This is a genomic window from Brevibacterium sp., assembly GCF_031179145.1.
Classification (GTDB): domain Bacteria; phylum Actinomycetota; class Actinomycetes; order Actinomycetales; family Brevibacteriaceae; genus Brevibacterium.
The window spans coordinates 225,999-252,112 of the sequence record NZ_JAPSIB010000003.1; the positions used below are offsets into that span (position 1 = coordinate 225,999).

Annotated in this window: 17 protein-coding genes, 1 tRNA gene and 1 pseudogene; 15 read left to right on the forward strand and 4 right to left on the reverse strand. The window is 67.3% G+C overall.

The genetic code is table 11. The features are described from left to right. Positions 1–211: 211 nt before the first annotated feature. The 3 genes and pseudogenes from fdnG to nrfD all read left to right on the forward strand — a co-directional run. Positions 212–3,388: pseudogene (fdnG, locus tag RIT73_RS04210) on the forward strand (formate dehydrogenase-N subunit alpha); the annotation flags it as partial. A gap of 365 nt (positions 3,389–3,753) precedes the next feature. Beyond that, on the forward strand, positions 3,754–4,848 hold the full coding sequence (locus RIT73_RS04215) for a 4Fe-4S dicluster domain-containing protein (RefSeq protein WP_309130802.1): 1,095 nt from the start codon (positions 3,754–3,756) through the stop codon (positions 4,846–4,848). Next, complete coding sequence (gene nrfD, locus RIT73_RS04220; protein WP_309130803.1) at positions 4,845–6,032, forward strand: NrfD/PsrC family molybdoenzyme membrane anchor subunit; 1,188 nt, start codon at positions 4,845–4,847, stop codon at positions 6,030–6,032. The genes RIT73_RS04215 and nrfD overlap by 4 nt, the downstream gene beginning before the upstream one ends. Positions 6,033–6,103: 71 nt before the next feature. Here nrfD and selD read toward each other — a convergent pair whose 3' ends face one another. Beyond that, positions 6,104–7,090: a selenide, water dikinase SelD gene (selD, locus tag RIT73_RS04225; protein WP_309130804.1), complete on the reverse strand. Its 987-nt coding sequence runs from the start codon at positions 7,088–7,090 to the stop codon at positions 6,104–6,106. 135 nt (positions 7,091–7,225) lie between these two features. Between selD and RIT73_RS04230 the strand changes: the two genes are divergently transcribed. From RIT73_RS04230 to RIT73_RS04265, 8 genes are all read left to right on the forward strand, one after another. Next, positions 7,226–7,320, forward strand: a tRNA-Sec gene (locus RIT73_RS04230). Between the two features lie 28 nt (positions 7,321–7,348). Then, positions 7,349–8,716, forward strand: coding sequence for an L-seryl-tRNA(Sec) selenium transferase (gene selA / locus RIT73_RS04235; RefSeq protein WP_309130805.1), 1,368 nt, complete (start codon positions 7,349–7,351; stop codon positions 8,714–8,716). 2 nt (positions 8,717–8,718) lie between these two features. After that, complete coding sequence (gene selB / locus RIT73_RS04240) at positions 8,719–10,557, forward strand: selenocysteine-specific translation elongation factor (protein WP_309130806.1); 1,839 nt, start codon at positions 8,719–8,721, stop codon at positions 10,555–10,557. Between the two features lie 174 nt (positions 10,558–10,731). Next, on the forward strand, positions 10,732–11,145 hold the full coding sequence (locus RIT73_RS04245; RefSeq protein ID WP_309130807.1) for a VOC family protein: 414 nt from the start codon (positions 10,732–10,734) through the stop codon (positions 11,143–11,145). Between the two features lie 146 nt (positions 11,146–11,291). Beyond that, complete coding sequence (locus RIT73_RS04250) at positions 11,292–13,382, forward strand: FAD/NAD(P)-binding protein (RefSeq protein ID WP_309130808.1); 2,091 nt, start codon at positions 11,292–11,294, stop codon at positions 13,380–13,382. Between the two features lie 234 nt (positions 13,383–13,616). Then, positions 13,617–15,044, forward strand: a complete 1,428-nt coding sequence (locus RIT73_RS04255; RefSeq protein WP_309130829.1) for an MDR family MFS transporter — start codon at positions 13,617–13,619, stop codon at positions 15,042–15,044. A 166-nt stretch (positions 15,045–15,210) separates the two neighbouring features. After that, positions 15,211–16,554: an MFS transporter gene (locus tag RIT73_RS04260; RefSeq protein ID WP_309130809.1), complete on the forward strand. Its 1,344-nt coding sequence runs from the start codon at positions 15,211–15,213 to the stop codon at positions 16,552–16,554. A 55-nt stretch (positions 16,555–16,609) separates the two neighbouring features. Further along, entirely contained in the window at positions 16,610–18,112 is a 1,503-nt protein-coding gene (locus RIT73_RS04265) for an FAD-linked oxidase C-terminal domain-containing protein (RefSeq protein ID WP_309130810.1), read from the forward strand. Here the strand turns inward: RIT73_RS04265 and RIT73_RS04270 are convergent. Beyond that, positions 18,091–19,095: a siderophore-interacting protein gene (locus RIT73_RS04270; protein ID WP_309130811.1), complete on the reverse strand. Its 1,005-nt coding sequence runs from the start codon at positions 19,093–19,095 to the stop codon at positions 18,091–18,093. The two genes, RIT73_RS04265 and RIT73_RS04270, sit on opposite strands and share 22 nt — an antisense overlap. A 274-nt stretch (positions 19,096–19,369) precedes the next feature. Between RIT73_RS04270 and RIT73_RS04275 the strand changes: the two genes are divergently transcribed. Both RIT73_RS04275 and sthA read left to right on the forward strand, forming a co-directional pair. Then, complete coding sequence (locus tag RIT73_RS04275; protein ID WP_309130812.1) at positions 19,370–20,794, forward strand: D-serine ammonia-lyase; 1,425 nt, start codon at positions 19,370–19,372, stop codon at positions 20,792–20,794. 63 nt (positions 20,795–20,857) lie between these two features. After that, positions 20,858–22,279: a Si-specific NAD(P)(+) transhydrogenase gene (gene sthA / locus RIT73_RS04280; protein WP_309130813.1), complete on the forward strand. Its 1,422-nt coding sequence runs from the start codon at positions 20,858–20,860 to the stop codon at positions 22,277–22,279. Positions 22,280–22,292: 13 nt separating this feature from the next. Here the strand turns inward: sthA and RIT73_RS04285 are convergent, their stop codons facing one another. Together RIT73_RS04285 and RIT73_RS04290 are read right to left on the reverse strand one after the other, a co-directional pair. Further along, complete coding sequence (locus tag RIT73_RS04285; protein WP_309130814.1) at positions 22,293–23,651, reverse strand: APC family permease; 1,359 nt, start codon at positions 23,649–23,651, stop codon at positions 22,293–22,295. A 166-nt stretch (positions 23,652–23,817) separates the two neighbouring features. Next, the gene (locus RIT73_RS04290; RefSeq protein ID WP_309130815.1) at positions 23,818–24,033 is read right to left on the reverse strand and encodes a histone-like nucleoid-structuring protein Lsr2; all 216 of its coding nucleotides are present in this window, start codon (positions 24,031–24,033) and stop codon (positions 23,818–23,820) included. A 196-nt stretch (positions 24,034–24,229) separates the two neighbouring features. Here RIT73_RS04290 and RIT73_RS04295 point away from each other — a divergent pair, with 196 nt between their 5' ends. Both RIT73_RS04295 and RIT73_RS04300 read left to right on the forward strand, forming a co-directional pair. Next, positions 24,230–25,270, forward strand: coding sequence for a Dyp-type peroxidase (locus RIT73_RS04295; protein WP_309130816.1), 1,041 nt, complete (start codon positions 24,230–24,232; stop codon positions 25,268–25,270). Beyond that, a complete protein-coding gene (locus RIT73_RS04300; protein ID WP_309130817.1) occupies positions 25,263–26,087 on the forward strand; it encodes a family 1 encapsulin nanocompartment shell protein in 825 nt (274 codons plus the stop codon). Before RIT73_RS04295 ends, RIT73_RS04300 begins: the two co-directional genes overlap by 8 nt. The last annotated feature ends 27 nt before the right edge of the window (positions 26,088–26,114 follow it).

Here is a 26,114-nt window from a genome sequence, read left to right on the forward strand (position 1 = left end):
CCTGCTGAGTTCGGCCCACAACCGACAATACCGAGTGGCGTCGATCACAGCGAAAAGCAGCCCACCCGTGAAGCGCCGACGCACGGGCAGGCGGACAGTCCTGCGCACGAGCCGGCGGACAGACCGATCAGCTGTCCGGTTGCACGGAATCGGACGAGGACTCGGGGACCCGATGCTGGCCCCTGGCCAGGGCATTGGCTAAGGTGTGCACATGGCTCGGTTCAGTTTCCTCGAGTGGCCGGTGATACGGCAGCTCCGCACGTCCGACAAGTCCGGACGGGGCGAATCCGTGGTGTCCCAGCGCACGCGTGAGACCACGCCTCGGACCACGACCGCGGACAAGGTCGTGCAGTCCGTCTGCCCGTACTGCGCCGTCGGCTGTGGCCAGCGGATCTTCGTCAAGGACGACAAAGTCGTCCAGATCGAAGGCGATCCCGACTCCCCGATCTCCCGCGGGAGACTGTGCCCCAAGGGCGCTGCCAGCGAACAGCTGGTCAACGCTCCCGGGCGGCAGACCGAAGTCCTCTATCGAGCGCCCAAGGCCAAGGACTGGCAGAAGCTCGATCTGGGCACAGCGATCGACATGATCGCCGACCGCTTCCTCGCAGCCCGCCGCAACCACTGGGAGGACTTCGACGACAAGGGCCACCCGCTGCGGCGGACGATGGGGATCGCCAGCCTCGGCGGGGCGACCATCGACAACGAGGAGAACTACCTCGCCAAGAAGCTGTTCACCGCAGCCGGGGCGATACAGATCGAGAACCAAGCTCGCATTTGACACTCCGCCACGGTTCCCAGTTTGGGAACCTCGTTCGGGCGCGGCGGCGCCACCCAACCGCTCCAGGACATGGCGAATGCGGACTGCATCGTCATCCAGGGATCGAACATGGCCGAGTGCCACCCAGTGGGCTTCCAATGGGTGACCGAGGCCAAGGCTCGTGGTGCCCGGATCATCCACGTCGATCCCCGCTTCACGCGCACCTCGGCGCTCGCGGACAAGCATGTCCCGATCCGCGCAGGGTCGGACATCGTGCTCCTCGGCGCGCTCATCAACCGCATCCTCGATGAGGGGCTGTACTTCGATGAGTACGTGCGCGCCTACACGAACGCGACGAACCTGATCAGCGACGAATACCTGGACACGGAGGACCTCGACGGGCTGTTCTCGGGCTATGACCCGAAGACGAACACCTACGACAACTCGACCTGGGCCTATCAGACCGATGAAGCCGGGAATGCTGTGACGGATCCGGCGCTGGCCGATCAGCGGACGGTGTTCCAGATCCTCAAGCGCCACTATGCCCGCTACACCTCGGAGATGGTGGCCGAGAACTGCGGCATCGGGCCGGAGGACTTCGATTACCTGCTCGAGTCGATCACCTCGAACTCGGGACGGGAGCGCACGACCTGCTTCGCCTACGCGGTCGGGTGGACCCAGCATTCGCTGGGCGCCCAGTTCATCCGCACGGCCTCGATCCTGCAGCTGCTGCTGGGCAACATGGGCCGTCCGGGCGGCGGCATCATGGCTCTGCGCGGCCACGCCACGATCCAGGGATCGACCGACATCCCGACCCTGTTCAACCTGCTGCCGGGCTATCTGCCGATGCCGCGGGCCGGCGTTCACGACACGTTCGACGACTTCGTCGCCGCCATCGGCACACCCGAGACCCACCGCGGATACTGGGCCAACGGACGCTCCTACGCCGTCAGCCTGCTCAAGGCCTGGTGGGGAGACGCAGCCACAGCCGAGAACAACTGGGCGTACGACTACCTGCCCCGTCTCACCGGTGCCCACGGCACCTACCAGACACAGGTGCGGATGCTCGAGGACGGTGTCGACGGGTACTTCCTGCTCGGCCAGAACCCCGCGGTGGGCTCCGCGAACGGCAAGATGCAGCGAATGGCGATGAGCCATCTCAAGTGGATGGTCGTGCGCGACTTCAACCTCATCGAATCCGCCACCTGGTGGAAGGACGGTCCGGAGATCGCGACCGGTGAGCTGCGCACCGAGGACATCGACACCGAGGTGTTCTTCCTCCCCGCCGCCAACCACACCGAGAAGGCCGGCACGTTCACTCAGACCCAGCGTCTTGTGCAATGGCGGCACAAGGCCGTGAACCCGCCGGGAGACGCCCAGAGCGAGCTCGAGTTCTTCTACGAGCTCGGTGAGCGCATCCGGGAGAAGCTCAAGGACTCCGAGGACCCCCGCGACCGGCCGCTCCTGGACCTGACGTGGGACTACCCGCTCGACGATGATCAGGAGATCGACGCCGAGGCGGTGCTCAAGGAGATCAACGGCTACCACCTCGGCGGGGAGAGGGACGGAGAACCGCTGACCTCCTATACGGAGATGACCGACGACGGAACCACGCTGGGCGGTTGCTGGATCTACGCCGGCGTCTATGCCGGGGGCGTCAACATGGCAGCCCGGCGCAAGCCGGGCGCGGAGCAGGACGAGATGGCCTCCGAATGGGCCTGGGCCTGGCCGGCGAACCGGCGCATCCTGTACAACCGGGCCTCCGCCGACCCTGACGGCAAGCCCTGGTCTGAGCGGAAGAAGCTCGTGTGGTGGGATGAGAAGGCAGATCGGTGGGCCGGGACTGACAGTCCCGACTTCCCGATCGACCGCGCGCCGAGCGCCCGGTCGGACGAGCCGTACGGCGGTCCGAGCCAGCTCGACGGGGACGATCCGTTCATCATGCAGGCCGATGGCAAGGGCTGGCTCTTCGCTCCGAGCGGAATGATCGACGGTCCGATGCCTGCGCACTACGAGCCGCAGGAATCGACCGTGCGCAATCCGCTCTACGATCAGCAGAACAGTCCCACACGACTGACGATGAAGCGTGACGACAACCTCTCCGCACCCGGGTCCGGCTACCCCGGTTCCGAGGTCTACCCCTACGTCTTCACGACCTACCGGCTGACCGAGCACCACACGGCCGGCGGCATGTCGCGCTGGCTGCCGTATCTGTCCGAGCTGCAGCCGGAGATGTTCTGCGAGGTCTCGCCGGAACTCGCCGAGGAGCTGGGGCTCGAACCCTACGGGTGGGCCACCCTCGTCTCGCCGCGCTCGGCCATCGAGGCACGGGTGCTCGTGACGAACCGGATGACCCCCCTGACCATCGGGGGCAGAACGGTCCATCAGATCGGCCTGCCCTACCACTGGGGAGTGGGCGGAAACGCCGTCGTCGAAGGCGATTCGGCCAACGACCTCCTCGGCGTGACGATGGATCCGAACGTGTTCATCCAGAACAGCAAGTACGTCGCCGGTGCCGTCCTGCCCGGGCGGAGGCCGCGCGGCGAGGATCTCGTCGACTTCGTCGCGAAGTTCCAGGCCAACGCGGGACTGACCACCGAGTCCGGAAACCAGTCGCTGACAGTCTCCGAGGAGGTCGTGGCCGCCTCGGCGGCAGCGCGCACGGACGCGGACTCCGGAGGACACGTCGGCCGCGAAGGACACTCCGCGGTCGGAACGGTTCCTGCCCGGACCTACGGGTCGAGCGGCGGAGGCCGAAGCGGAAAGAGTCAGGGCGAAGGATCCGACGGCAGCTGGGACTCCGAGACCGCCGAGTCGAAGTCGCCGATGGCGGGTGAGGCCAGTGAGAACGGACATGCCAATGCCGACGACAGGACCGGACAGGTGAACGTCACTCCCGGTCGCCAGACAGGGAAGGCCGAGGACAGCAGGAACGCGGAAGGTTCCGATGCGCCTGAGGGCGCACCGGACGGAGCAGACGAGAAAGAGGAGGACCGATGACGACGTCGACGTTCGGACACGACGCCATTGCCGACGGGCACTGGGACCACTCGGCGCACGGTCGCAAAGGGTTCTTCACCGACACCTCGATCTGCATCGGCTGCAAAGCCTGCGAGGTCGCGTGCAAGGAATGGAACCGCAACCCGCAGGACGGCACCTACGAGCTGCTCGGGTCCTCCTACGACAACACGGGCAGTCTCGGTGCCAACACCTGGCGGCACGTCGCGTTCATCGAGCAGGACAGCGAGCGGATCGAGAAGGCGCGTGAGTCAGGGCGCAAGCTCGTCAGCCTCGGCATGCCCAGCATCCGTCCCCGCACGGACGAGACCGCCGCCGCCCAACCGGTGTCGACCCTGCCGAGCTCACCTGAGATGAATATCGACCTCCTCGCTCCGGGGGCCCTGCAGCCCTCCGACCCCGAGGACTTCGCCGGACTCGACACCGCGCCCCCGGACACCGCTGACTTCCGGTGGCTGATGTCCTCCGACGTGTGCAAGCACTGCACCCACGCCGGCTGCCTCGACGTCTGCCCCACCGGTGCCCTGTTCCGGACCGAGTTCGACACCGTCGTGGTGCAGAACGACGTCTGCAACGGATGCGGCACCTGTGTGGCCGGCTGTCCCTTCGGCGTCATCGAACGCCGCGATGACGGGACCATCAACACGCCCACCGACCGTGGCCGGAGCGCCACGGAGATGGATGTGCCCGACAAGGGGACCGCGAACAAGTGCACCCTGTGCTACGACCGACTCGTCGAGGGGCAGACTCCGGCCTGCGCCCAGACCTGCCCCACCACCTCGATCAAGTTCGGCGATCACGAGGACATGGTCGCCCAGGCCCACGAGCGTGTCGCCGAACTCCATGCGAAGGGCCTGACCGAAGCGCGCCTCTACGGCGCCAACCCGAATGACGGAGTCGGCGGAATCGGATCGGTCTTCCTCATCCTCGACGAACCGGAGGTCTACGGCCTGCCGCCGGACCCACGGGTCGCCACCAAGGACCTGCCGCACATGTACGCCACCGCCGGAATGGCGGCACTCGGCATGGTCGTCGCCGCCGGTCTCGCATTCTTCGGGAGCCATCGTTCATGAGCAGATCTGAATTCGATTCCTACCGTCCGCCGGAGCTTGCCGAGGGTCGGAGGAAACGCCGCCGAGGTGACCGCGATGGTCGTCCGGGCAAGGGCGGTGGCCGTGGTTGGCAGAACCGGGGCGCCGACGGCGGTCGGGAGATGCCGATGGTCGAGGACGTCGAGTTCTCCTCCTACTACGGCAGGTCGATCGTCAAGGCTCCACCGTGGGGTCACGAGATCTCGCTCTACCTGTTCCTCGGCGGGCTTGCCGGCGGGTCGACTCTGCTGGGCCTCGGCGCCCAGCTCACCGAGCGCCCGGGCCTGCGCTCCGCGACCCGGCTGACGGCGATCACGGCGACCGGAGTGGGCGGCGCCGCGCTGGTGGCCGACCTCGGCCGGCCCGAGCGGTTCCTCAACATGATGCGCACGGTCAAGGTCACGTCGCCGATGAGCCTGGGCACGTGGATCCTCTCCGGCTTCGGCGTCGGTGCAGGTGTCACCGCTGCGATCGAGGTCGACCGGCTCACGGGTGAGAAGCTCCTGCCGCTGGGGCCCCTGCGCAGGCCGCTGCACGCCATGGAGACCCTTGCCGCGGTCGAATCCGCAGTCTTCGCCACTCCACTCGCCGCGTACACCGCGGTGCTCCTCGGCGCCACTGCGGTGCCGACCTGGAATGCCGCTGGGCGCAACGGTCTGCCGTATGTGTTCGTGTCCTCCGCCTCGATGGCCGCCGGCGGAGCCGCGATGGCCCTGGCCCCGGTGCGTGAGACGGGTCCGGCTCGCCTGCTCGCTCTCGCCGGTGCGGCAGGAGACCTGGTCGCCATGCAGGGGATGAGGAAGCGCATGCACCCCGTCGAGGTGGAGCCGATGGACGAGGGCGAACCCGGCGAGAAGCTGCATCGCTCGGAAAAGCTCCTCATCGCCGGTGCCGTCGGCGCCGCCGCCGTCGAGGTGGGCGCCCGCTTCCTGTCGAGGAAGCTCCGGGAGTCGAAATCGACGAAGACCCGTACGATCCTGCGCGCCGTTTCCGCAGTCAGCGGCGTTGCCCTGGCCGCGGCCTCGGCGTACACCCGGTTCGGGATGCTCGAGGCCGGTATCGAATCAACGAAGGACCCGCGTCACGTCGTCGAGCCGCAGCGCGCTCGACTCGCGGAGCGCCGGGCCCGGGGCATCGTCGACGATTCGATCACGACCGGTCGCTGAGGCGGAGTAGTCCGGATGGGGACGTAACCGTTTCGGGGAGCGGGTGCACCGCGCGATGCGTCGCAGACGGTTCAGCGCACCCGGATGCCCGAACCGGGGACGGTCTCTCCGATGACCGGATGGCCCGGCAGTTCGCCGACGACGAGGAGACCGCCCGAGGTCTGAGCGTCGGCCAGCAGCACGAGCTCCTCCTCGGAGATGCCGTCATCGGCACGCAGATGCGGACGGACCCAATCGAGGTTGCGGCGCGAGCCGCCGGTGACATTTCCGTCGGCGATGAAACCACGGACACCATCGAGCACGGGAACCTTGGAATGGTCGATGACGGCGCCGACCCCCGAGGCGCGGCACATCTTGAACAGGTGCCCGAGCAGACCGAACCCGGTGACGTCGGTGGCGGCCCTGATCCCCGCGGCGACGGCGGCGCGCGAGGCATCGGCGTTGAGCTCCGTCATCGTCGCGATCGCCTCGTCGAAGACTTCCCCGGTGAGTTTGTGGCGGTTGTTGAGGACACCCACCCCGATCGGCTTCGTCAGCGTCAGGGGCAGTCCCACCTCGGCGGAGTCGTTGCGCATCAGCTCATCCGGGTGGGCGACGCCGGTCACGGCCATGCCGTACTTCGGCTCCGGATCATCGATCGAATGGCCGCCGGCAACAGGGCAGTTCGCCTGCGCGGCGACGTCGAGACCCCCGCGCAGCACCTCGGTGAGCAGCTCCATCGGCAGCAGCTCACGCGGCCACCCGACGAGGTTGATCGCCGTCACCGGCGTCCCGCCCATCGCGTAGATGTCCGAGAGCGCATTCGCCGCAGCGATCCGGCCCCAGTCATAGGCGCTGTCGACGACGGGAGTGAAGAAATCCGCGGTCGACAGCACCGCGAGGCCGTCGCGCACGAGCACGGCGGAGGCATCATCACCGTCGTCGAGACCGACGAGGATGGTCTCCGACTTCTGTCCCACGAGTCCGCGCACCGCATCCTCGAGCTCGCCCGGCGGGATCTTGCATGCGCATCCTCCGCCGTGGGCGTACGAGGTCAGCCGTTCGGTGCTCACAGTCATACGGCGAGACTAACATCGAGGCGCGGGCGAGCATCGAGCACGTTCGTCGAGGCGCCCCGGACAAGGCGCCCAGGTCGAGGCGCACCGGACGAGGCGCGTCGGGAAGCACCGAGCGGGCCGGGTAGGATTCTCGGTGGAGGCGTCCGGGTCCTGGTGGGCCCCCCGGTCTTCAAAACCGGTGAGACCGAGCATCTCGGTCTGGCGGGTTCGATTCCCGTCCGTCTCCGCCACACTTCACGACTCCGGGAGGAAGCAGCAATGACCGGTGCGGATCCTCGCCGCCACATCCCGCGCACTGATCATCTGCTCTCCCTCCCCGCGGTCGTCGACGCAGGCCAGCGCCTCACCGAAGCGACCGTCCGCGCCGTCATCACCCAGGTGCAGACCGCCGCCCGGGAGGGGTCTGTCCCCGCCGCCGAGGTGGAGGACCGCGTCATTTCCGCCCTTGAGTCCCGGCGCCCCTCCAGCCTGAATCCCGTGCTCAACGGCACCGGCATCATCGTCCACACCAATCTCGGCCGTGCCCCGCTGTCGCCCGCAGCGCAGGCCGCTGTCGCCGCGGCGGGCGGGTACGTCGACGTCGAGATGGACCTCGGATCAGGCAAGCGCAGCCGCCGCGGGACCGGGGCCAGGGACGCTCTGCTGCGCGCCTGCCCCGCGGCCGAGGACGCCCTGGTCGTCAACAACGGGGCGGCTGCTCTGCTGCTGGCTGTCACCGCCCTGGCGACGAACACCTCCGGCCGGATCGGAGAGATCATCGTCAGCCGTGGCGAACTCGTGGAGATCGGCGCCGGGTTCCGCCTGCCCGACCTCATGCAGACGACCGGCGCCGCACTCCGCGAAGTCGGCACGACGAACCGCACACACCTCGACGACTATGCCCGAGCCATCTCACCCACCAGCGGGTGCCTGCTCAAAGTCCACACGAGCAACTTCCGCGTCGAGGGCTTCACCGCCGAAGCCGATATCTCGAGCCTGCGCGCCCTCGCCGACGAGCAGGGACTGCCGCTCATCGCCGACCTCGGAAGCGGGCTCTTCGTCCCCGACCCGGCTCTGCCGGACGAACCCGACATCACGACCGCCCTGGAGGCGGGAGCAGACGTCGTCATCGTCAGCGGGGACAAGCTCCTCGGCGGCCCCCAGGCAGGACTGGTCCTCGGTCGCAGCGACGCCGTGCAGCGGATCGCCAAGCACCCCCTGGCTCGGGCGATGCGCACGGACAAACTCACCCTCGCCGCGATCGAGGCGACGGTGACGAGCCCCGGCAACCCGGTCCACGAGGCACTCCACATCGACCTCGACCACCTGGGGGACCGCACCGCACGTGTCGCGAAGTCCGTCGGCGCCGCGGTCGTCGCCCACGACGGTCGAGTCGGAGGCGGAGGAGCGCCGGGCGTGCCTCTGCCCGGCTGGGCCGTGGAACTGCCCGAAGACCTGGCCGCTGCCCTGCGCCTCGGCGACCCAGCCATCGTCGCCCGATCCCACCAGGGCCGATGCCTGCTCGACCTCCGCTGCATCCCGGAGACCGAGGACGAACGGGTGGCCGCCGCCGTCCGTGCCGCGCAGGAGAGTGTGCGTACGGGACGGCAGGGTGAGCATGCCGCCCCGCACGAGCCGAGGACCTGAGAATGGACGTCGTCGCCACCGCCGGTCACGTCGACCACGGCAAGTCCACCCTGGTCCGCGCCCTGACCGGCATGGAACCGGACCGCTGGGCCGAGGAGAGGAAGCGCGGACTCACCATCGACCTCGGCTTCGCTTGGACCACGCTGCCCTCCGGCCGGGAACTCGCCTTCGTCGACGTCCCGGGACACGAACGCTTCCTCGCCAACATGCTCGCCGGCGTCGGACCGGCGCCGGTCGTCTGCTTCGTCATCGCCGCTGACAAGGGTTGGCAGGCGCAGTCGAGTGACCACAGGGACGCCATCACCGCGCTCGGCATCACCCGCGGAATCGTCGTCATCACCCGAGCCGACCTCGCCCCCGACTCCGTCGCCGCCACCTCGGCGCAGGTCCGGGCACAGCTGAGGGGCACACCGCTCGAGAACGCTCCGACCATCGCCGTCTCCGCGACCACCGGGGAAGGGATCGATGAACTTGTTCATCAGCTCGACGAGGTGCTGGCGGAGACGCCGGCTCCCGACGCGAGTGCCCGCCTGCGCCTGTGGGTCGACCGCGGGTTCTCGATCACCGGTGCCGGAACCGTCGTGACCGGCACTCTCACCGCCGGCACCCTGCACCGGGACCAGCGCCTCCAGCTCGTCGGGGAGACGAGCCCGCGCACGGTCACCGTGCGCGGGCTGCAGAGCCGCAATTCGTCGGTCGGAACCGTCACCCCGACCGCCCGCGTGGCCGTCAATCTCCGCGATGTCCCAGCCGACGACGTCCACCGCGGCGCTGCCCTCATCACCCCGGGGACCTGGCCGGTTGTCCACGTCATCGACGTGCGTCGGAGCATGGGAGAGGACCTCGACTCCGGCGTGCGACAGCTCATGCTCCACATCGGCACCGCCGCGGTCCAGGTCCATGTGCGGCCCTTCGACGCCGATCATGCTCGCCTCACCCTCGAGCATGCGCTGCCCCTGCAGGTCACCGATCGGCTCGTCCTGCGCAATCCCGGCAGCCGCAACGTCTTCGCCGGTGCGATCGTCCTCGACGTCGATCCGCCGGAGCTGGACCGCCGAGGTGCCGGAGCCCGGCGGACGGCTGAGCTCACCGGCCGCCCGGAGACGGGAGACATCCGCGCCGAGGTGGCTCGCCGCGGTGCCGTCGAACGTGAGCGACTGTCGGGCTTCGGGCTCGCGGTGCCCGAGGCGCTGCCGGAGGATGTCGTGGAGCCGGTTGCCGGCTGGCTGGTCCATCGCCCGACGCTGGAGACCTGGACTGCCGCCGCGCGGATCTTCGTGACGAAGACCCTGGCGGCGCAGCCCCTGATCGCCGGCGTGCCGGAGAAGGCGGTCGCCGAAGAGCTGCGACGGACCCGACCGCCGCTGCCCTCGGCGACGTCGGGCGGTGAGGCGGCACGACCGGTCGCGGATCTCGTCTCCGTGGTCATCGCCGCGTCGGGTCTCGAGATCGTCAAAGGCATGGCGCGACCTCCTGGCCATTCAGCGAATCTGGGTCCCGCCGAGGCCGGGGTCGCCGAGGTGGAACGCCGATTGGCGGCAAACCCCTTCGCGGCCCCGGAGGCCGACGACCTGCGCGAGCTCGGTCTGGGAGTGCGGGAGCTCGCGGTGGCAGAGGGCGCGGGACGACTCCTGCGCCTCGGCGACGGGGTGGTCGTCTCTCCGCGCACGCCGGCGCAGGCGATGCGGCTGCTTGCCGGGTTGGACCAGCCGTTCACGACGAGCGAGGCGAGGAAGGCACTGGGCACGACCCGCCGGGTCGTCATCCCGCTGCTCGAACACCTCGATTCCCGTGGCTGGACGCGGCGCATCGACAACATCCGGCGGGAAGTCGTCCGCTAGGAGCGATTGCACCTGAGCCGGGCGCACTTGGATTCGGAGGGGTTCTGCTGGGCCGTCGTCGAACCCCGACCACTGTCGAACCCCGATTACTATCGCCGTCGTGGACTGCCCGGCTGATACTGGTACGTGGACGACGTCGTCCGAAATCGCAGAGGCAATCGAGAGGTGAACGACATGGCGATCAACGCATATGTCTTCTACAGCAACGGTCAATGTGCTGAGGCATTCGACATGTACCAGGGCATCTTCGGAGGTGAGGTCTCAATCATGCGGATGAAGGACGCCCCCGAGGACCACCGGATGCCCGGTGCTCCGGACGACAGCGTGATGCACGCTGTGCTGAAGTTCGGCGACACCCTGCTCATGGGATCCGACGACCCCACCGGCGACGGAGGACCGAAGACCGGGGTGGCCCTGTCCTACACCGCTCCCGACACGCAGACCGCCCGGTCGGTGTTCGGCGCACTCTCCGACGGAGGAGAGGTTCAGATGCCGCTGGAGAAGACATTCTGGGCAGAGGCGTTCGGAGCCTGTGTCGACCGCTTCGGAGTGTCCTGGATGGTCGACACAGAAGAGCAGCCGAGCTGACCGGGTCGGAGGTCGTTCACGGCCGCTTGGATCGCCCAACAATGTTCGGCGGTTGGAGTCAGCCGCGCGACAGCGGGACCGTGGTGAACATGACGGATTCGGACCGGCAGGAGGCGATCCCGGCGGAAATCTGCGAAAGTTGAGTGGTGACATCCGATTCCTCCGCCGCCCCCGCACTGTTGAGCGATTCAGCGCCGACCTCCCAGACCTTCGACGCCGTGATCGTCGGCGGTGGCCCGCGAGGAGTGGCCACCCTCATCCGGGTGGCCGCGCGCCTCGGCGCTGACGAGCGACAGAACCCGGGCCGCACCGGGACGCCGCTTCGGATCGCCATCGTCGACGCCCTGGAGGTGGGCCCGGGGGCGACGTGGATGACGTCTCAGCCGGGACAGTACCTCAACAACACCACTGCCTCGGCGACGACCATCTACCCGGACGAATCCACCGAACTCAGCGGCCCACCCTCACCGGGGCCCTCCCTTGTCGACTGGATGGACGACGTCGCGCGTGCCGGCGAGCATCCGGCAGGGGACTGGGTCGCCGCCGAAGCCGGCGCCCTGCGCGCCCTCGACTTCACCTCCCGGCGCCTCCAGGGCGTCTACTACCGCGATCAGCTCGACGCCGCGGCAGCGCACCCTCTCATCGAACTGGCCGAGTTCACCGCCCTCGCCGTCGACCTCGATCGCGTCGATCACGTCGAATCGGTGAACGTCGAATCCACCGACGGCGGCACCGAGGCGACGAGCGTCGTCCTCGCCGATGGGCGCCGGCTCGCAGCTCCGACCGTGGTCCTTGCTCAGGGCATGGTCCAGTCGGTGCCGGACGCCCATGTGCGTGCCTGCATCGACTTCGCCGACGCGCACGGGCTGCGCTACGTTCGACCGGGGATGCCGGCCGAACGCGATTTCTCCGGACTGCCCGCCGGTGAGACCGTGCTGGTGCGCGGCCTCGGTGCGAACTTCTTCGACGTCATCGGCGGCCTCGTCGAGGAGTGGGGCGGCCGGTTCGAATCGGTGGCAGGCGACCCGCACGGCAGGTTGCGCTACCTCCCCTCGGGATGGGAGCCGCGGATCGTCGCCGGATCGGGCCGGGGGATGCCGTACCGGTCCAAACCCGTCCCCTACAGCCCACAGCGAGACTATCGTCCGCGCTGGGCGACGTCCGAGTGGTTCGCCGAGCTGCGGGGACGCAGGAATCTCGACTTCGCCGCCGAGGTGTGGCCGACGATCGCCAAGGAGATCGCCGATCAGTACCTCGCCTCTCTGTCCGCATGGGCACCGGAGGCGCTTCGCGCCGACCTGCGGGCAGAGCGATCCACCCCCGCCGCTGCTCCGGGTCCGGCCTGGATCCCGCTGTTGGAAGGCTGCGGCACGGGCGAGGAAGTCGATCGGGTGCTCGCCGAGGCGGTCGTCGATCCGCGCTGGAACTGGACCATCGCCGATCTGCGCCGCCCCACCCGCGGACAGAGTGTCAGCGCCGAGGAGTGGGCGGAGTTCGTCGATCGCCTCATCACCGACGAACTCGGCTCCATGAGTGAAGCCGCCACCCACCCCCGTGCCGCCGTCAATCGGGTGATGAGCGTGCTGCGCAACGCCGCTCAGGACCTCGGAGCCATCGGCGCCGTCGCGGGGGAGTCCCTCGTGCGTGACCTGCACGGATGGTTCGACGCCGACGGACTCTTCCTCGCCTCCGGACCGCCCTCGGAGCGAGTGAGGCGAGTCCTCGCGCTCATCGAATCCGGCGTCGTCGACCTGTTGGGGCCCGAAACCATCATCGAGCTCGACGATGACAAGGCCTGCTTCCGCGCCACCTCCGCGATCACCGGCCGCGTCGCGGAGTCGCGGGTGCTGCTCGAGACCCGGATGTCGAAGGGGAAGGTGACCGCGACCGACGACCCGCTGCTCCAGTCGCTGCTGACGAGTGGGCGTGCCCGCATCCATGCCGTTGACGGAGTGAGAACCGACTACATCGAGGCCACCGGCGCTCTCGTCAGCGAAGACGCCGATCTCGGCCACAACCTCGTCGACGCCTCCGGACAGGTCGACTCCAGCGTCGTCGTGCTCGGGATCCCCGCCTCGACCACCCAGCCCGGAAGCGCGATCGGTGCGACGCCGCACAAATCGTCTCCGCTGCTGGCCGGGGCGGACATCGCCGCGAAGCAGATCCTCCGACGAGCTGCCCGGGCACGGATCGAGCATGCCGACGCCGCCTGTGCCCGGGCAGCGGCCCTGAGCTGAGGCGCGCCCACCCTCACCCCGTGTCGTGGTTCACTGCGGGGCTGCGGAATAACTCGGGACGACAGGCGGTTGCCTGAAGTGTCCGCGCGTACTCCCCTCTGCGGCAGACCCCGAATCGACGACGCACCGGCGTCCGGCTCGGAGTCATCGACTCGACCATGTGATCGGAGCACACCCTTGTCCAGCGACAGCTCACCCCCAACCACGCACACCGACACCATCGACCCGGCGGGAATGCGGGTGATCTGGCTGCTGCTGGTCGCTGCCTTCGTTGCCATCCTCAACGAGACGACGATGGCCATCGCGATCCCGGAACTCAACGCCACACTGGGCATCCCACCGGAACTCGGTCAGTGGCTGACCAGCGCATTCATGCTCACGATGGCGGTCGTGATCCCCACGACCGGATTCCTCATCCAGCGCTTCACCACCCGCCAGGTGTTCCTCGCGGCGATGATCCTCTTCTCCGCGGGCACCCTCATCTGCCTCGTCGCCCCCGGATTCCCGGCATTGCTCGTCGGTCGAGTGGTCCAGGCATCGGGCACCGGAATCATGATGCCGCTGCTGATGACCACCATGATGAACGTGGTCCCGGCGCATCTGCGCGGGCGGATGATGGGTCGCGTCGGCCTCGTCATCTCCCTGGCTCCGGCCATCGGTCCGACGATGTCCGGCATCGTCCTCGACTCCCTGGGCTGGCGCTGGCTCTTCGCCATCGTCCTGCCCGTCGCCCTCGTCGCCCTCGCACTGGGAGCGAAATGGATGACCAACCTCGGCGAGACCACGCGCGCCCCGATCGACGTCCTCTCGATCGTCGTCTCCGCGCTCGCCTTCGGCGGCATCGTCTTCGGGCTCAGCCAGTTCGGCGGCCACGGAGACTCCGGAGGCTCCTCGGCGGGCCTGGCCTGGGGTTCGATCACCACAGGCGTCATCTTCCTCGCTCTCTTCGTGTGGCGACAGCTGGTCCTCATCAAGCGCGACGGCGCACTGCTCGACCTGCGCGTCTTCACCTCGCGGAACTATGTGATCTCCGTGGTCATCATGGCAGTGGTCGCCCTGTCGATGTTCGGCACCTTCTCCCTCCTGCCGCTGTATCTGCAGAACGTCATCGGTCTCAACGCCACCCAGTCGGGGCTCGTCCTGCTGCCGGGATCGATCCTCATGGGACTGCTCGGGCCGGTGATGGGACGCGTCTACGATGCCAGCGGACCGCGCGTGCTCCTCGTGCCCGGAGCGACGATGATCATGGTGGCGATGTTCGCGTATTCGATCGTGGGCATCGGCACCCCCGCGTGGGTGTTCGTCTGCATCCAGACCGTCATGTCCCTGGGCCTGGCCGCGTCGTTCACCCCACTGTTCTCCGCCTCCCTCGGTTCGCTCGACCGCAAGCTGTACTCCCACGGTTCGGCGGCGCTCAACACCCTGCAGCAGGTGGCCGGCGCCGCCGGCACAGCGCTGCTCATCTCCATCTACTCCTCGGCCCTGCACGCGGGACAGGCCTCCGGCCGCAGCATCGCCGAGGCGGGTGCACCGGGAGCGCAATCGGCCTTCCTGCTCGCGGGGTTCATCGCCCTCGTTCCGGTGGTGCTCGCGTTCTTCATCCGCAAGCCGGAGGAGCAGGAAGCACGGCAGCCCGAGACAGTGGACATCGCGGCGGAGTGAGCTGACGCTCCCGCCCGGACCCCGATCCCAACTACCGGAAATCGGAGCGGATATCGGCGACAGGGGACCTGGCCGGGCGTAATGTGATCCCGTAGTGCACCGGGGCAGAGGAGCGCGCCCGGTCCTGATCGAGGGAGATCACATGTCATCCGAGGTGAACTCGTCCATGAGTGGGCAATCGCCGGCCGACGCCGCGATGGAGAAGCGGACGCTGAAGAAGGTCACTCTGCGACTCATCCCCTTCATCATCGTCATGTACTTCATCAACTACCTCGACCGCACGAATCTCGGCATCGCGGGTCCCGGTGGGATGAATGAGGAGCTCGGGCTGACGGCCACCCAGTTCGGGTTCGCGGCAGGAATCTTCTTCTTCGGGTATCTGCTGCTCGAGGTTCCCTCGAACCTCGCCCTCCACAGGTTCGGGGCGCGCAAATGGCTCGCTCGCATCCTCGTCAGCTGGGGACTCGTCGCCGCCCTCATGGCCTTCGTCCCCAGTGCGGGATGGCTCTACGTGCTCCGCTTCCTGCTCGGCGTCGCCGAGGCGGGGTTCTTCCCCGGCATCATCCTCTACCTCACGTACTGGTTCCCCTCCAGCGTGCGCGCCCGTGCCACGGCGCTCTTCATGCTCGCGATCCCCATGTCGAGTGTGATCGGAACGCCGCTGTCCTCGTGGATCATCGCCGGCGGCGACGAGATGTTCGCGAACTTCTCGGGCTGGCGCTTCATGTTCCTCGTCGAGGGTCTGCCGGCCGTGGTGCTCGGCATCATCTGCCTCTTCTATCTCACCGATCGCCCGCGGGATGCCAAATGGCTGACTCCGGAGGAGCGGGAGTGGCTGCAGACACGGATGGATTCGGAGGATCAGCAGAAGTCCGAGACCTTCCACTACCCCGTGCGCCGCGCCCTCCTGCAGCCGCGGGTGCTGGCGATGTCGTTCGTCTACTTCGGCATGGTCTACGGTCTGTATGCCCTGAGCTTCTTCCTGCCCACGATCATCGCTGGATTCAAGGAGAGCTTCGGCACCGACTTCTCCATCGTGCAGATCGGGCTCATCACCGCGATCCCCTGGGGCTTCGGCGCCCTGACCATGTACTTCTGGTCCAGGCACGGAGACAGGACGAATGAGCGGGTCTGGCATGTGGCGCTGCCGCTGTTCGTCGGCGGAATCTCCATCCCCGTCGCGCTGTACATGAGCTCACCGTTCACCACGATGGTGGCCGTCACCATCACCTGCATGGCGATCTGTGCCGCTCTGCCCTCGTTCTGGCCCCTGCCCCAGACGTTCCTCGCCGGCGCGGCAGCGGCCGCAGGCCTGGCCCTCATCAACTCACTCGGCAACTCGGCGGGATTCTTCGCCCCCTACATCACCGGTTGGCTGGCCGAGCTCACCGGCACCCAGAACGCCGGCATGTGGGTCGTCGGCGCCACCATGGTCGCGGCCGGCATCGTCACCCTCATCCTCAAGGCCGCCCCGGCTCCCGATAAGGTGGATTCCTCGGCGGCCAAGTAGGACGACAGCCGACCGCACCGCAGGCGCGCTCAAGACGCAGTACAGGGGGAGACACATGACAGGAGACCAGGGGGCGAGCGAGCAGTCCTCCGCACTCCGGCAACCGGCCGAACAGCCGATCGCCGCGCAGCAGCCGGCGACCATCGATCAGTCCGCGATCGACGGATTGGCCGCGCGGCTGAGTCCGGGCGCGCTGACCACGGACCCTGACATCGTCGCCGCCCATGCCCGCGACGAAGCGCTCTTCTGCCCCCATGAGGGTGCGATCGCACTGGTCAGGGCCGCCTCGGTGGACGACGTCGCGGAGGTCATGCGGTTCGCCACCGCGAACCGCGTGCCCGTCGTCCCGCAGGGCGCTCGCTCGGGGATCTCCGGCGGGGCCAACGGCTCCCAGGGCGCGATCCTGCTCAACGTCTCGCGGATGAATCAGGTCGTCGCCGTCAATGAGGCCGAACGCCTCGTCACCGTCCAACCGGGGATCATCAACCAGGACCTCAAGAACCACCTGGCCCCGTACGGGTTGTCCTACCCACCGGATCCCGGCTCGGTGGCCCTGTCCTCGATCGGGGGCAACATCGCCACCAACGCGGGCGGGCTGTGCTGTGTGAAGTACGGGGTGACCCGGGACTACGTCCGCAGCCTGAGGGTGGTTCTCGCTGATGGGACGGTCACGACCCTGGGTCCGCAGACGGCCAAGGGGGTGGCCGGGCTCGACCTGCGCCACCTGTTCATCGGGTCGGAGGGCACCCTGGGCATCATCGTCGAGGCGACGCTGCGCCTCGTCCCGGCATTGCCGGATCCCCTCACCGCCGTCGCGACCTTCCCTGATGAGCGCACCGGGCTGCAGACGGTCGCTGACTTCATGGCCGCCGGGGGAGTCCCCAGCCTGCTCGAGTTCCTCGATGCCTCCAGCCTGTCCATGCTCAACGAGTTCGGCGACTTCGGCCTCGACGCCGAGGCCGGATCGATGCTCATCATGCAGGTCGACGAGAATCCTTTCGATTCGCAGTCGACCATGGAGATGTTCGCCGAGGTGGCTCAGCGCTGCGGCGCACTCGACGTCGCGTACTCCGATGATCCTGCCGACAGCGCCGCACTCGTCGCGGCCAGGCGGATGATCCAGCCCGCGTACGAGAGGTTCGCCCATGCCCACGGGGGTGGCCAGCTGCTCGACGATGTGTGCCTGCCGCGCATGGCGATGCCCGAATTCTGCGACCGCTTGAACGAGCTGCGCTCACGATCAGGGCTGACGATCGCCTTGGTCGCGCACGCCGGTGACGGAAACACCCACCCTTCCGTGTTCTTCGATGCCTCGGACGCCGACGAGACGGCGAAGGCTCAGGAGGTCTTCGGCGACATCATGCGCGCCGGTTTGGAACTGGGCGGAACGATCACGGGTGAGCACGGAATCGGCTATCTCAAACGCGAGTGGCTGAGTGAGGAGCTCGACGCCGGCGCTCAGCGGATCCAGCTCGCCGTCAAGACCGCCCTCGATCCGCTCGGCATCCTCAATCCCGGGAAGATGTTCGCACGCGTTCAGCCCTCGGCGCGGCCCTGACGCCAGTAGCCCATGAATGCGACCTGTCGGCGGGCGACGCCGACTTCCTGGACGAGGTAGCGGCGCAGCCGTTTGACCGGTCCGGCCTCTCCCGCGATCCAGGCGTAGAAGGGCCGCGCGTCCTCCGAGGTGCCATTGGAGCTGCCCTGTGCGGCCTGGGTCAGGGCCGCCGGTACGTCCCAGAGGATCTCGGCGTCGATGTCGACGTCCTCGAGGTCGACTCCGGAACTCCTGCGGACCGATTCCGGCGCACCCACCTCGGCGAGGACTCGCGATTCCGCCCGGACGGCCGCGCGCACCGCGGGTTCGAGGAGCTCACCATGAGCGGCCGAACCGCGAGGCAGCCACTGGACCTCGATCCCGGGGGGAGCGTCGATCTCGAGGAAGTCGGCGGGGGACGGGACTTCGAGGATCGCCCGCCCGGCCACCTCGGCGGCGCGAAGGGAGTCGAGGATCGACGCGATCGCAGGAACTGCGGTCTCGTCTCCGGCCAGGAGGATCTGCCGGGCGTCGCCGGGCGCGAACTCCACCCCGCCGTATTCTGGGCCAGCCAGGCGTGAGGGTCCGATGATGTGCAGCCGGTGTCCGACCTCGGCGGTCTGTGCCCAACTCGCCGCGGGGCCCGAATGGCCGTCGGCATCGGTGTGGAGGACCATGTCGACGACGAGTTCGCGGGCATCATCGCGCCATTCCCGCACCGTGTAGGTGCGCATGCACCCGCGCACGGCCGGATCGAGCTGGAGCCAGGACTGGTACCAGGACATGCCGGGCTCATGGTCGGCGGAGAGGAATCCGAGCAGGTCGAACGTGGGCTCGGTCGCGCCGGCCGGCGGAATGACGAGTTTGAAGCGCAGATCGCGGGGATGTCCGGCCACGCCGAAGTCCTCGAGGCCCGGACCGCCGAGAGTGACCCGCCGGAATGAGGGGCTGAGGTCCTCGATCGCGACGACGGTGGCTTCGAAAGCGAGAGGTGTTCGTGACACGGGTGCTCCTTCGTTCCTCGCGGGAACTCGGTCGTCGGCGACAGTGGTCAGGGTGGGGTCCGGGCCGCCTGGAGGGCTTTTCACGATCGAGTCTACTGCAGTTTTCTAAGGTTAGCCTTGCCAAAGCGAAAGAACCTCGAACGCGTGTGCGCTGAGCCATGGTCGCGGCATCGGCGCCTCTTCTGAGTCGACCGCATCGGCGTTAGAGTCAAGACAGTACGATGCGACCGCTTCGGTGCGGTCGGAGCCCGATCTCTGTGGAGGAACCGCGATCATGAACTCCGAACACACAGACGCCCAACCGGTCTCCCCGTCCGAGGACGAGGTGATCCGCTCACTGGCCGCGGAGGTCCCGACCACCTGGTTCCGTCCCGCGCTTCCCGGAACCGACGAGGTCATGCGCGACATTGCCGTCGATGACAGCTTGATGGAGGCGGCCGCTGAGAGGTTCGAGCGCTTCGCGCCCTGGTTCGCGTCCGCATTCCCGGAGACCGCCGAGGCGGGAGGGATCATCGAGTCCCCTCTCGTCGAAGCCCCCGCAGCCAAGACCGAACTCGACGAGCTCCTCGGCGTCGAACTGCCCGGCCGGCTGTGGCTCAAACGCGACGACGCCCTGCCCGTGAGCGGATCGATCAAGGCGCGCGGAGGCTTCCACGAGGTCCTCGAATACGCCGAGGCGGTCGCCGCGGAGTACGGAATGGACCCCGCTGATCCCGCCACGTACAGCAGCGAGGAGTTCCAGGAGAGGGCCCGCACCCACCACATCGTCGTCGGGTCGACGGGGAACCTGGGGCTGTCGATCGGGATCCTCAGCGCCACTCTCGGGTTCGCCGCGACGGTCCACATGTCCGCCGACGCCCGGGAGTGGAAGAAGGAGAAGCTGCGCAGTCACGGCGTGGAGGTGATCGAATACGAAGGGGACTTCGTCGCAGCGGTCGAAGCCGGACGTGCCTCCGCCGAAGGAGCCCCGCGCACCCATTTCGTCGACGATGAGGACTCGGTGAGTCTGTTCGCCGGCTATTCGGTGGCGGGGCTGCGACTGAAGGAGCAGCTCGCCGATCTCGGCGTTCCGGTCGACGCCGGCCACCACCTCGTCGTCTACCTTCCCTGCGGGATCGGAGGAAGCCCCGGCGGGGTGACCTACGGACTCAAACGCATGTTCGGCGACAATGTGCACTGCGTGTTCGTCGAACCCAGCACTGTTCCCGCGATGTTCGCGGGAGTCAGGACTGGTCTGCACAATGACATCGCCGTCCAGGACATCGGCCTCAGCGGCGCCACGGCGGCCGACGGCCTGGCCGTCGCCCGGCCGTCCCGCTTCATCGGACCGGTCATCAACCCGCTCATCTCGGCATTCGCGACCGTCAGTGACGACGTGATCAAAGCGGGTGTCGGCATCCTCCACGAGCGAGAAGGAATCGACGTCGAACCCTCAGCCACAGCGGGACTGACGATCCCCTGGCGCGCGGTCGCAGCCGCATCCCAGACGGCCGGAGCGGAGACCGGCGCAGAGTCAGTCGAGGACGCAACCGGGGCCAGGGTTCCGTGGCCGCTGGACGCATCGACGATTCATCTCATCTGGCTGACCGGGGGCGCGATGGTCCCCGCCGAGGAACTCGAGCGCTATGCAACCGAGGGCGCCGGGCTCAAGCACGTCATCGGCAGTCCCCACGAGGCCTCGGCGAGCTTCTTCGAGTAACCAGGGTGCCCCGCTCCGGTAAGCTGACGGCGTCATCGCTGTGTACACGACAAAGGAGCCGTCATGCAGCACTACGACATGGTTGTCATCGGAAGTGGTCCATCGGGTCGTCGCGCTGCGGTTCAGGCGGCGAAGTTCGGCAGAAGAGTGCTCGTCGTCGACCGGGGCAGCCGGGTCGGAGGAGTGTCGGTGCATACGGGGACGATCCCCTCGAAGACGCTGCGTGAAACCGTGCTCAATCTTTCGGGCTGGCGAGAGCGCGGATTCTACGGCAGGGGATACCGCGTCAAACAGGAGATCGGCATCAGCGACCTCATCCGTCGGCTGCACAAGACCCTCGACCATGAGGTCGAGGTGCTCCAGCACCAGTTCATGCGCAACGCGATCCGGCACATCAGAGCATCGGCGAAGTTCCTGTCGAAACACCTGCTGCAGCTGACCGGGGAGCACGGCGAGGTGACGGAGATCGGCTTCGACCATGCGCTCATCGCCGTCGGCACACGTCCGCACCGCCCGCAGCATGTGCCTTTCGACCGCGACCACGTCTTCGACAGCGACGAGATCCTCGAGCTCGGCCGACTGCCGCGCACTCTCACAGTCATCGGAGGCGGGGTGATCGGAGTCGAATACGCCACCATCTTCTCTGCGCTCGACGTTCCCGTGACCCTCGTCGAACCCCGCCAGAGCATTCTCGACTTCGTCGACCATGAGATCGTCGACGATTTCGTCCATCAGATGCGTGACCGGGGCATGCAGCTGCGGCTGGGAGCGTCGGTCTCCGACATCGAGAAGGTCGAGGACGGGACGCGGGTGACCCTGTCCGACGGTCGGATCGTCCACAGCGAGATGGTGCTCTACGCTGCGGGACGTGCCGGCAACGTCACCGGCCTGGGCCTTGACGCCGTCGGCATCGAACCCGATTCGCGCGGTCGGATCAAGGTCGATCCGGAGACGTTCCAGACTGCGGCTGAGAACATCTATGCGGCCGGGGACGTGATCGGCTTCCCGAGCCTGGCCTCGACATCGATGGAACAAGGACGTGTCGCAGCGTGCCACGCATTCGGCGCACCGGTGCCCAAGCCTCCCGAGAGCTTCCCCTACGGAATCTATGCCGTCCCCGAGATCTCGACTGTGGGCAGATCGGAGGAGCAGGTGCGCTCGAGCGGGACGCCCTACGAAGTCGGGGTGGCCCGGTTCCGGGAGACGTCGCGCGGACACATCATGGGCGTGGACGCCGGCTTCCTCAAGCTGGTCTTCGACCGTCGGACGCGTCGCCTTCTCGGAGCCCACATCATCGGCGAGGGCGCGACCGAACTCATCCACATCGGGCAGGCGGTCATCAACCTCGGCGGAACCGTCGACTTCTTCGTCGAGAACACCTTCAACTATCCGACATTGGCCGAAGCCTACAAGATCGCGGGACTCGACGCCTGGAACCGGATGGGGGCAGGGGAGACGGAGACGATCCCCGCCGCTGCCGGCTGAGCGACCGGGTCATTCACTCCACCGCCAGAGCGCCTCGGCGACGCTGCACCAGGTAGACGAGCACCCCGATGACCAGCCACACGACTCCGATGAGCAGAGCCAGCGGTCTGGCGTTGGCGAGCACGAGGATGAGCAGCACGCCCCCGATGACGGGGATGAGTCCGTGATGGAACCAGCTGGGATTCTCGCTGCCGAGGCGCTTGACGAGGAAGTAACCGACGACCGAGGCCTGGACGAAGACGAAGGCGGTCAGCGCCCCGACGTCGACGATCGAGGTGAGCTGGTCGAGTCCGTCCGCGCGTGAAGCCGCCCACCCGGCGACGATGACGTTGCCTCCGGCGGCGAGGAGGATCCCCTTCCACGGAACCCCGGAACGAGGAGACACCTCGGCGAGGAATCGCGGCACCCGCCCCTGTCGGCCCATGTCCATGAGGATCCGGGATCCGGCCGCCTGACCGATCATCGCGGAGAAAGCGGCACCGGCGCCTTTGGCGAACGCGAGCAGCCAATGCAGCCACGTGCCCAGAGTGGCGTCGACCGCGCTGTAGTAGGCCGCGCCCTCCAGCTCGGGTGCCATCCGCAGCTCTGCAGGTGTCACGGGGGAGAGAAGCGACCCGACCCAGGTCTGGGCGACGAAGAAGAGGCCGGCGATGACGAGGCAGATGAGCGTGGCTCGGCCGACGATCCGCGGACCGCCCTTGGCCTCCTCGGCGAAAGTCGCCAAGGAGTCGAATCCGAGGTAGGAGAGGATGGCGACGGACACGGCGCCGAGGATCGCGGTCATGGAGAACGCGTCGACTCCGGTCAGCGGGGACAGCCAGTCGCGTGCCGGTCCGTGCGCGGCCAGATGCGCGACTCCGAACGCCAGGACCAGTCCCAGCACGATGACCTCAAGGATCACCACCAGCGTGATCACCCGGGAAGCGACCTTGACCCCCGCGAGATTGAGTCCTGTGGTCAGGACGACGGCGGCCGCGGTGAAGACCCAGACGGGGACTGCGGGGAAGATCGAATTGAGGGCGATCCCGGTGAAGAGGTAGGCGACCGAGGGGATGAAGAGGTAGTCGAGAAGGATCATCCACCCGGCCACGAAACCTGTCCGAGGGCCGATGCCCGCCGAGGCGTAGGCGAAGACCGTGCCTGCGCGCGGGATCTCCCGCGACATGCGCATGTAGCTGATCGCGGTGAATGACATGACGATGGTCGCGATGACGTAGACGAGGGCAACCGCTCCGCCCGAGCGGGCGTCCAGGGTGCCGAAGACGCCGACCGCCGCGGCCGGCCCGATGAAGACCAGCCCGATGAAGATGAGTTCGGTCAGGCCGATCGTGCGGCGCAGACCGCTTCCCGTCGCCGAGGTGTCTGAGTCCATGTCGTTCCTCCGTCAGTCGTCAGCGTTGCCCGGGCAGGTCAGCCCGCGCTCGCCGGTTTCGACTGTTGAACAATACCGCTTCCGGTGGGCAAGTCGAACCCGGTGGGTGGCATGGACTCGTCGCGTGCAGACGGCTCAGGTTCGAGCCGGGTTCACTTCGGCTTCGTCATCGCCCTCTCCAGCCCCTCCCGGCTCGGGTCGGCTGTCGGGCCACGGCGATGTACGGTGCGAGCGCATCCCGCAGGTCATCGGCATTCCGATGGCTGAGGTCGATCGCGTATTCGATGCCGTCCAAGGAGAAAGAGACCTCGCCTCCTTGGTCCGTCGGAACTGACCGACCGTCGAGGTCGTCGGTGATGTGCTCGATGATTTTGCGTGCCATAGCGTCAAGTTTAGGACTCGATAACGTGCTCGATCCACAGAAAGCTGGAAGCCCAGATGTTTCCACTTTCTTCCAAGTCTCTCCGACGTCGGCGTTGTATTCGCCTAGACTGGCCCATATCTGGCTGACAGCACTTGATGAGAGGACGCTTGTGTTCGACAATCCACAAGGCGGTGTGACGCCTCAGCCTGTCGCGGTGTTCCCGTCCAGGAACGCTCATTTCCTGGTGCTGACTGTGCGTGAAGGCGCCGAAGGAGCGGTTCGCGACTTCCTCACCGATGTCGCGGGCATCATCCGCGCGGTCGACTTCCGAGCCACGGACGAGCGGCTCACCTGTGTGGTGGGAATCGGTGCCGTCCTCTGGGATCGTCTGTTCGACGCCCCCAGGCCCGCGTCCCTCCGCTCGTTCACGCCGGTCGTCGGCCGAGTGCACACCGCCGTGTCGACACCCGGTGACCTTCTCTTCCACATTCGAGCGGATCGCCCGGACCTGTGCTTCGAACTGGCCAGGCAGATCATGGATGCGCTGTCGGGCTGCGTCGACGTCGCCGACGAAGTTCAGGGCTTCAAGTACTTCGACAACAGGGATCTGCTCGGATTCGTCGACGGGACCGAGAATCCGCGCAATCAGCCTGCTCTCGAGGCAGCACTGGTGGGCAGTGATGAAGCGCCGCTGACGGGTTCGAGCTATGTCATCGTGCAGAAGTACATCCACGACATGACCAGCTGGGACTCGCTGAGCGTCGAGGAGCAGTCGCAGGCGATGGGACGCCACAAGCTCTCCGACATCGAGATCCCGGATGCCGAGAAGGCCGACAATGCCCATGTCGTGCTCAACACCATCGAGGCTCCCGACGGCACCGAACTGAAGATCGTCCGAGAGAACATGCCATTCGGGAGACCGGGATCCGAGGAGTACGGAACGTATTACATCGGCTACGCGTCGGATCCCGCGGTGACCGAGCGAATGCTGGAGAACATGTTCATCGGCGATCCGCCTGGCAATCACGATCGGATCCTCGACTTCTCGACTGCCGTGACCGGCAGCCTCTTCTTCGTTCCCACCATCGACTTCCTCGACGATCCGACCGACGCCCTCGAGGCTCTGCGCAGGCAGGATCCCGTGGCGCGGATGAAGGATGAGGACAGGCATGAGCCGGGACCCACCTCGGCGAGCGAATATGTCAACGACGGAAGCCTGCGAATCGGCAGTCTCAAAGGAGCGGACCATGAATAACCTGCATCGTGAACTGGCACCGGTCTCCGAACCGGCTTGGGCGCAGATCGCCGAGGAGGCGACCAGGACCTTCAGACGCAACATCGCCGGACGGCGGGTGGTCGATGTCGAAGGGCCGAAGGGCTGCGAACTCTCTGCGATCGGAACCGGACACGTGCGGGCCCTGCGATCAGACGAGAACTCTCTCATCGTCTCCCAGCGGGAGGTGCAGCCGGTCATCGAACTGCGCGTTCCCTTCCGCGTCACACGAGCCGCAGTCGACGACGTCGAACGCGGAGCAGGAGACTCGGACTGGCAGCCGGTCAAGGACGCGGCCCGGGCCATCGCCATCGCCGAGGACCGGGCGATCTTCAGCGGAATGGGAATGGCGGGGATCGGAGGAGTGATCCCGCAGAGTTCGAACACTCCCATCAACCTGCCGGCACGGGCGGAGGACATCCCCGACACGGTCGCCCATGCGCTCAGTTCGTTGCGCCTGGCGGGCGTGGACGGACCCTACAGCCTCCTGCTGTCGTCGGACGAGTACACGAAGATCATGGAGTCCACCGACCACGGATACCCCATCCGCGACCACGTGGCGCGACTCCTGCCCGAAGGTGCCATCATCTGGGCTCCCGCGCTCGAGGGCGGTCTCCTCATCTCCACGCGCGGCGGCGACTACGAGCTGCACCTCGGCCAGGATCTGTCGATCGGTTACAGCAGCCACGACTCGGAGTTCGTCGAACTCTACCTGCAGGAGACATTCGGCTTCCTCGCACTGACCGCTGAGTCGAGTGTGCCGCTGAGCTCGATTCCCGACGGCGGCGTACACACGTGAGAGAACATCACGGGAATTCTCGGACGA

What these genes read in the sequence shown, in the direction of transcription:
- RIT73_RS04275 (WP_309130812.1), top strand. Translation starts at nt 19,370, where the DNA reads ATGAACTCCGAACACACAGACGCCCAACCGGTCTCCCCGTCCGAGGAC.
- nrfD (WP_309130803.1), top strand. Translation starts at nt 4,845, where the DNA reads ATGAGCAGATCTGAATTCGATTCCTACCGTCCGCCGGAGCTTGCCGAG.
- RIT73_RS04265 (WP_309130810.1), top strand. Translation starts at nt 16,610, where the DNA reads ATGACAGGAGACCAGGGGGCGAGCGAGCAGTCCTCCGCACTCCGGCAA.
- RIT73_RS04260 (WP_309130809.1), top strand. Translation starts at nt 15,211, where the DNA reads ATGAGTGGGCAATCGCCGGCCGACGCCGCGATGGAGAAGCGGACGCTG.
- selA (WP_309130805.1), top strand. Translation starts at nt 7,349, where the DNA reads ATGACCGGTGCGGATCCTCGCCGCCACATCCCGCGCACTGATCATCTG.
- selD (WP_309130804.1), bottom strand. Translation starts at nt 7,090, where the DNA reads ATGACTGTGAGCACCGAACGGCTGACCTCGTACGCCCACGGCGGAGGA.
- RIT73_RS04245 (WP_309130807.1), top strand. Translation starts at nt 10,732, where the DNA reads ATGGCGATCAACGCATATGTCTTCTACAGCAACGGTCAATGTGCTGAG.
- selB (WP_309130806.1), top strand. Translation starts at nt 8,719, where the DNA reads ATGGACGTCGTCGCCACCGCCGGTCACGTCGACCACGGCAAGTCCACC.
- RIT73_RS04300 (WP_309130817.1), top strand. Translation starts at nt 25,263, where the DNA reads ATGAATAACCTGCATCGTGAACTGGCACCGGTCTCCGAACCGGCTTGG.
- RIT73_RS04255 (WP_309130829.1), top strand. Translation starts at nt 13,617, where the DNA reads ATGCGGGTGATCTGGCTGCTGCTGGTCGCTGCCTTCGTTGCCATCCTC.
- RIT73_RS04285 (WP_309130814.1), bottom strand. Translation starts at nt 23,651, where the DNA reads ATGGACTCAGACACCTCGGCGACGGGAAGCGGTCTGCGCCGCACGATC.
- RIT73_RS04215 (WP_309130802.1), top strand. Translation starts at nt 3,754, where the DNA reads ATGACGACGTCGACGTTCGGACACGACGCCATTGCCGACGGGCACTGG.
- sthA (WP_309130813.1), top strand. Translation starts at nt 20,858, where the DNA reads ATGCAGCACTACGACATGGTTGTCATCGGAAGTGGTCCATCGGGTCGT.
- RIT73_RS04290 (WP_309130815.1), bottom strand. Translation starts at nt 24,033, where the DNA reads ATGGCACGCAAAATCATCGAGCACATCACCGACGACCTCGACGGTCGG.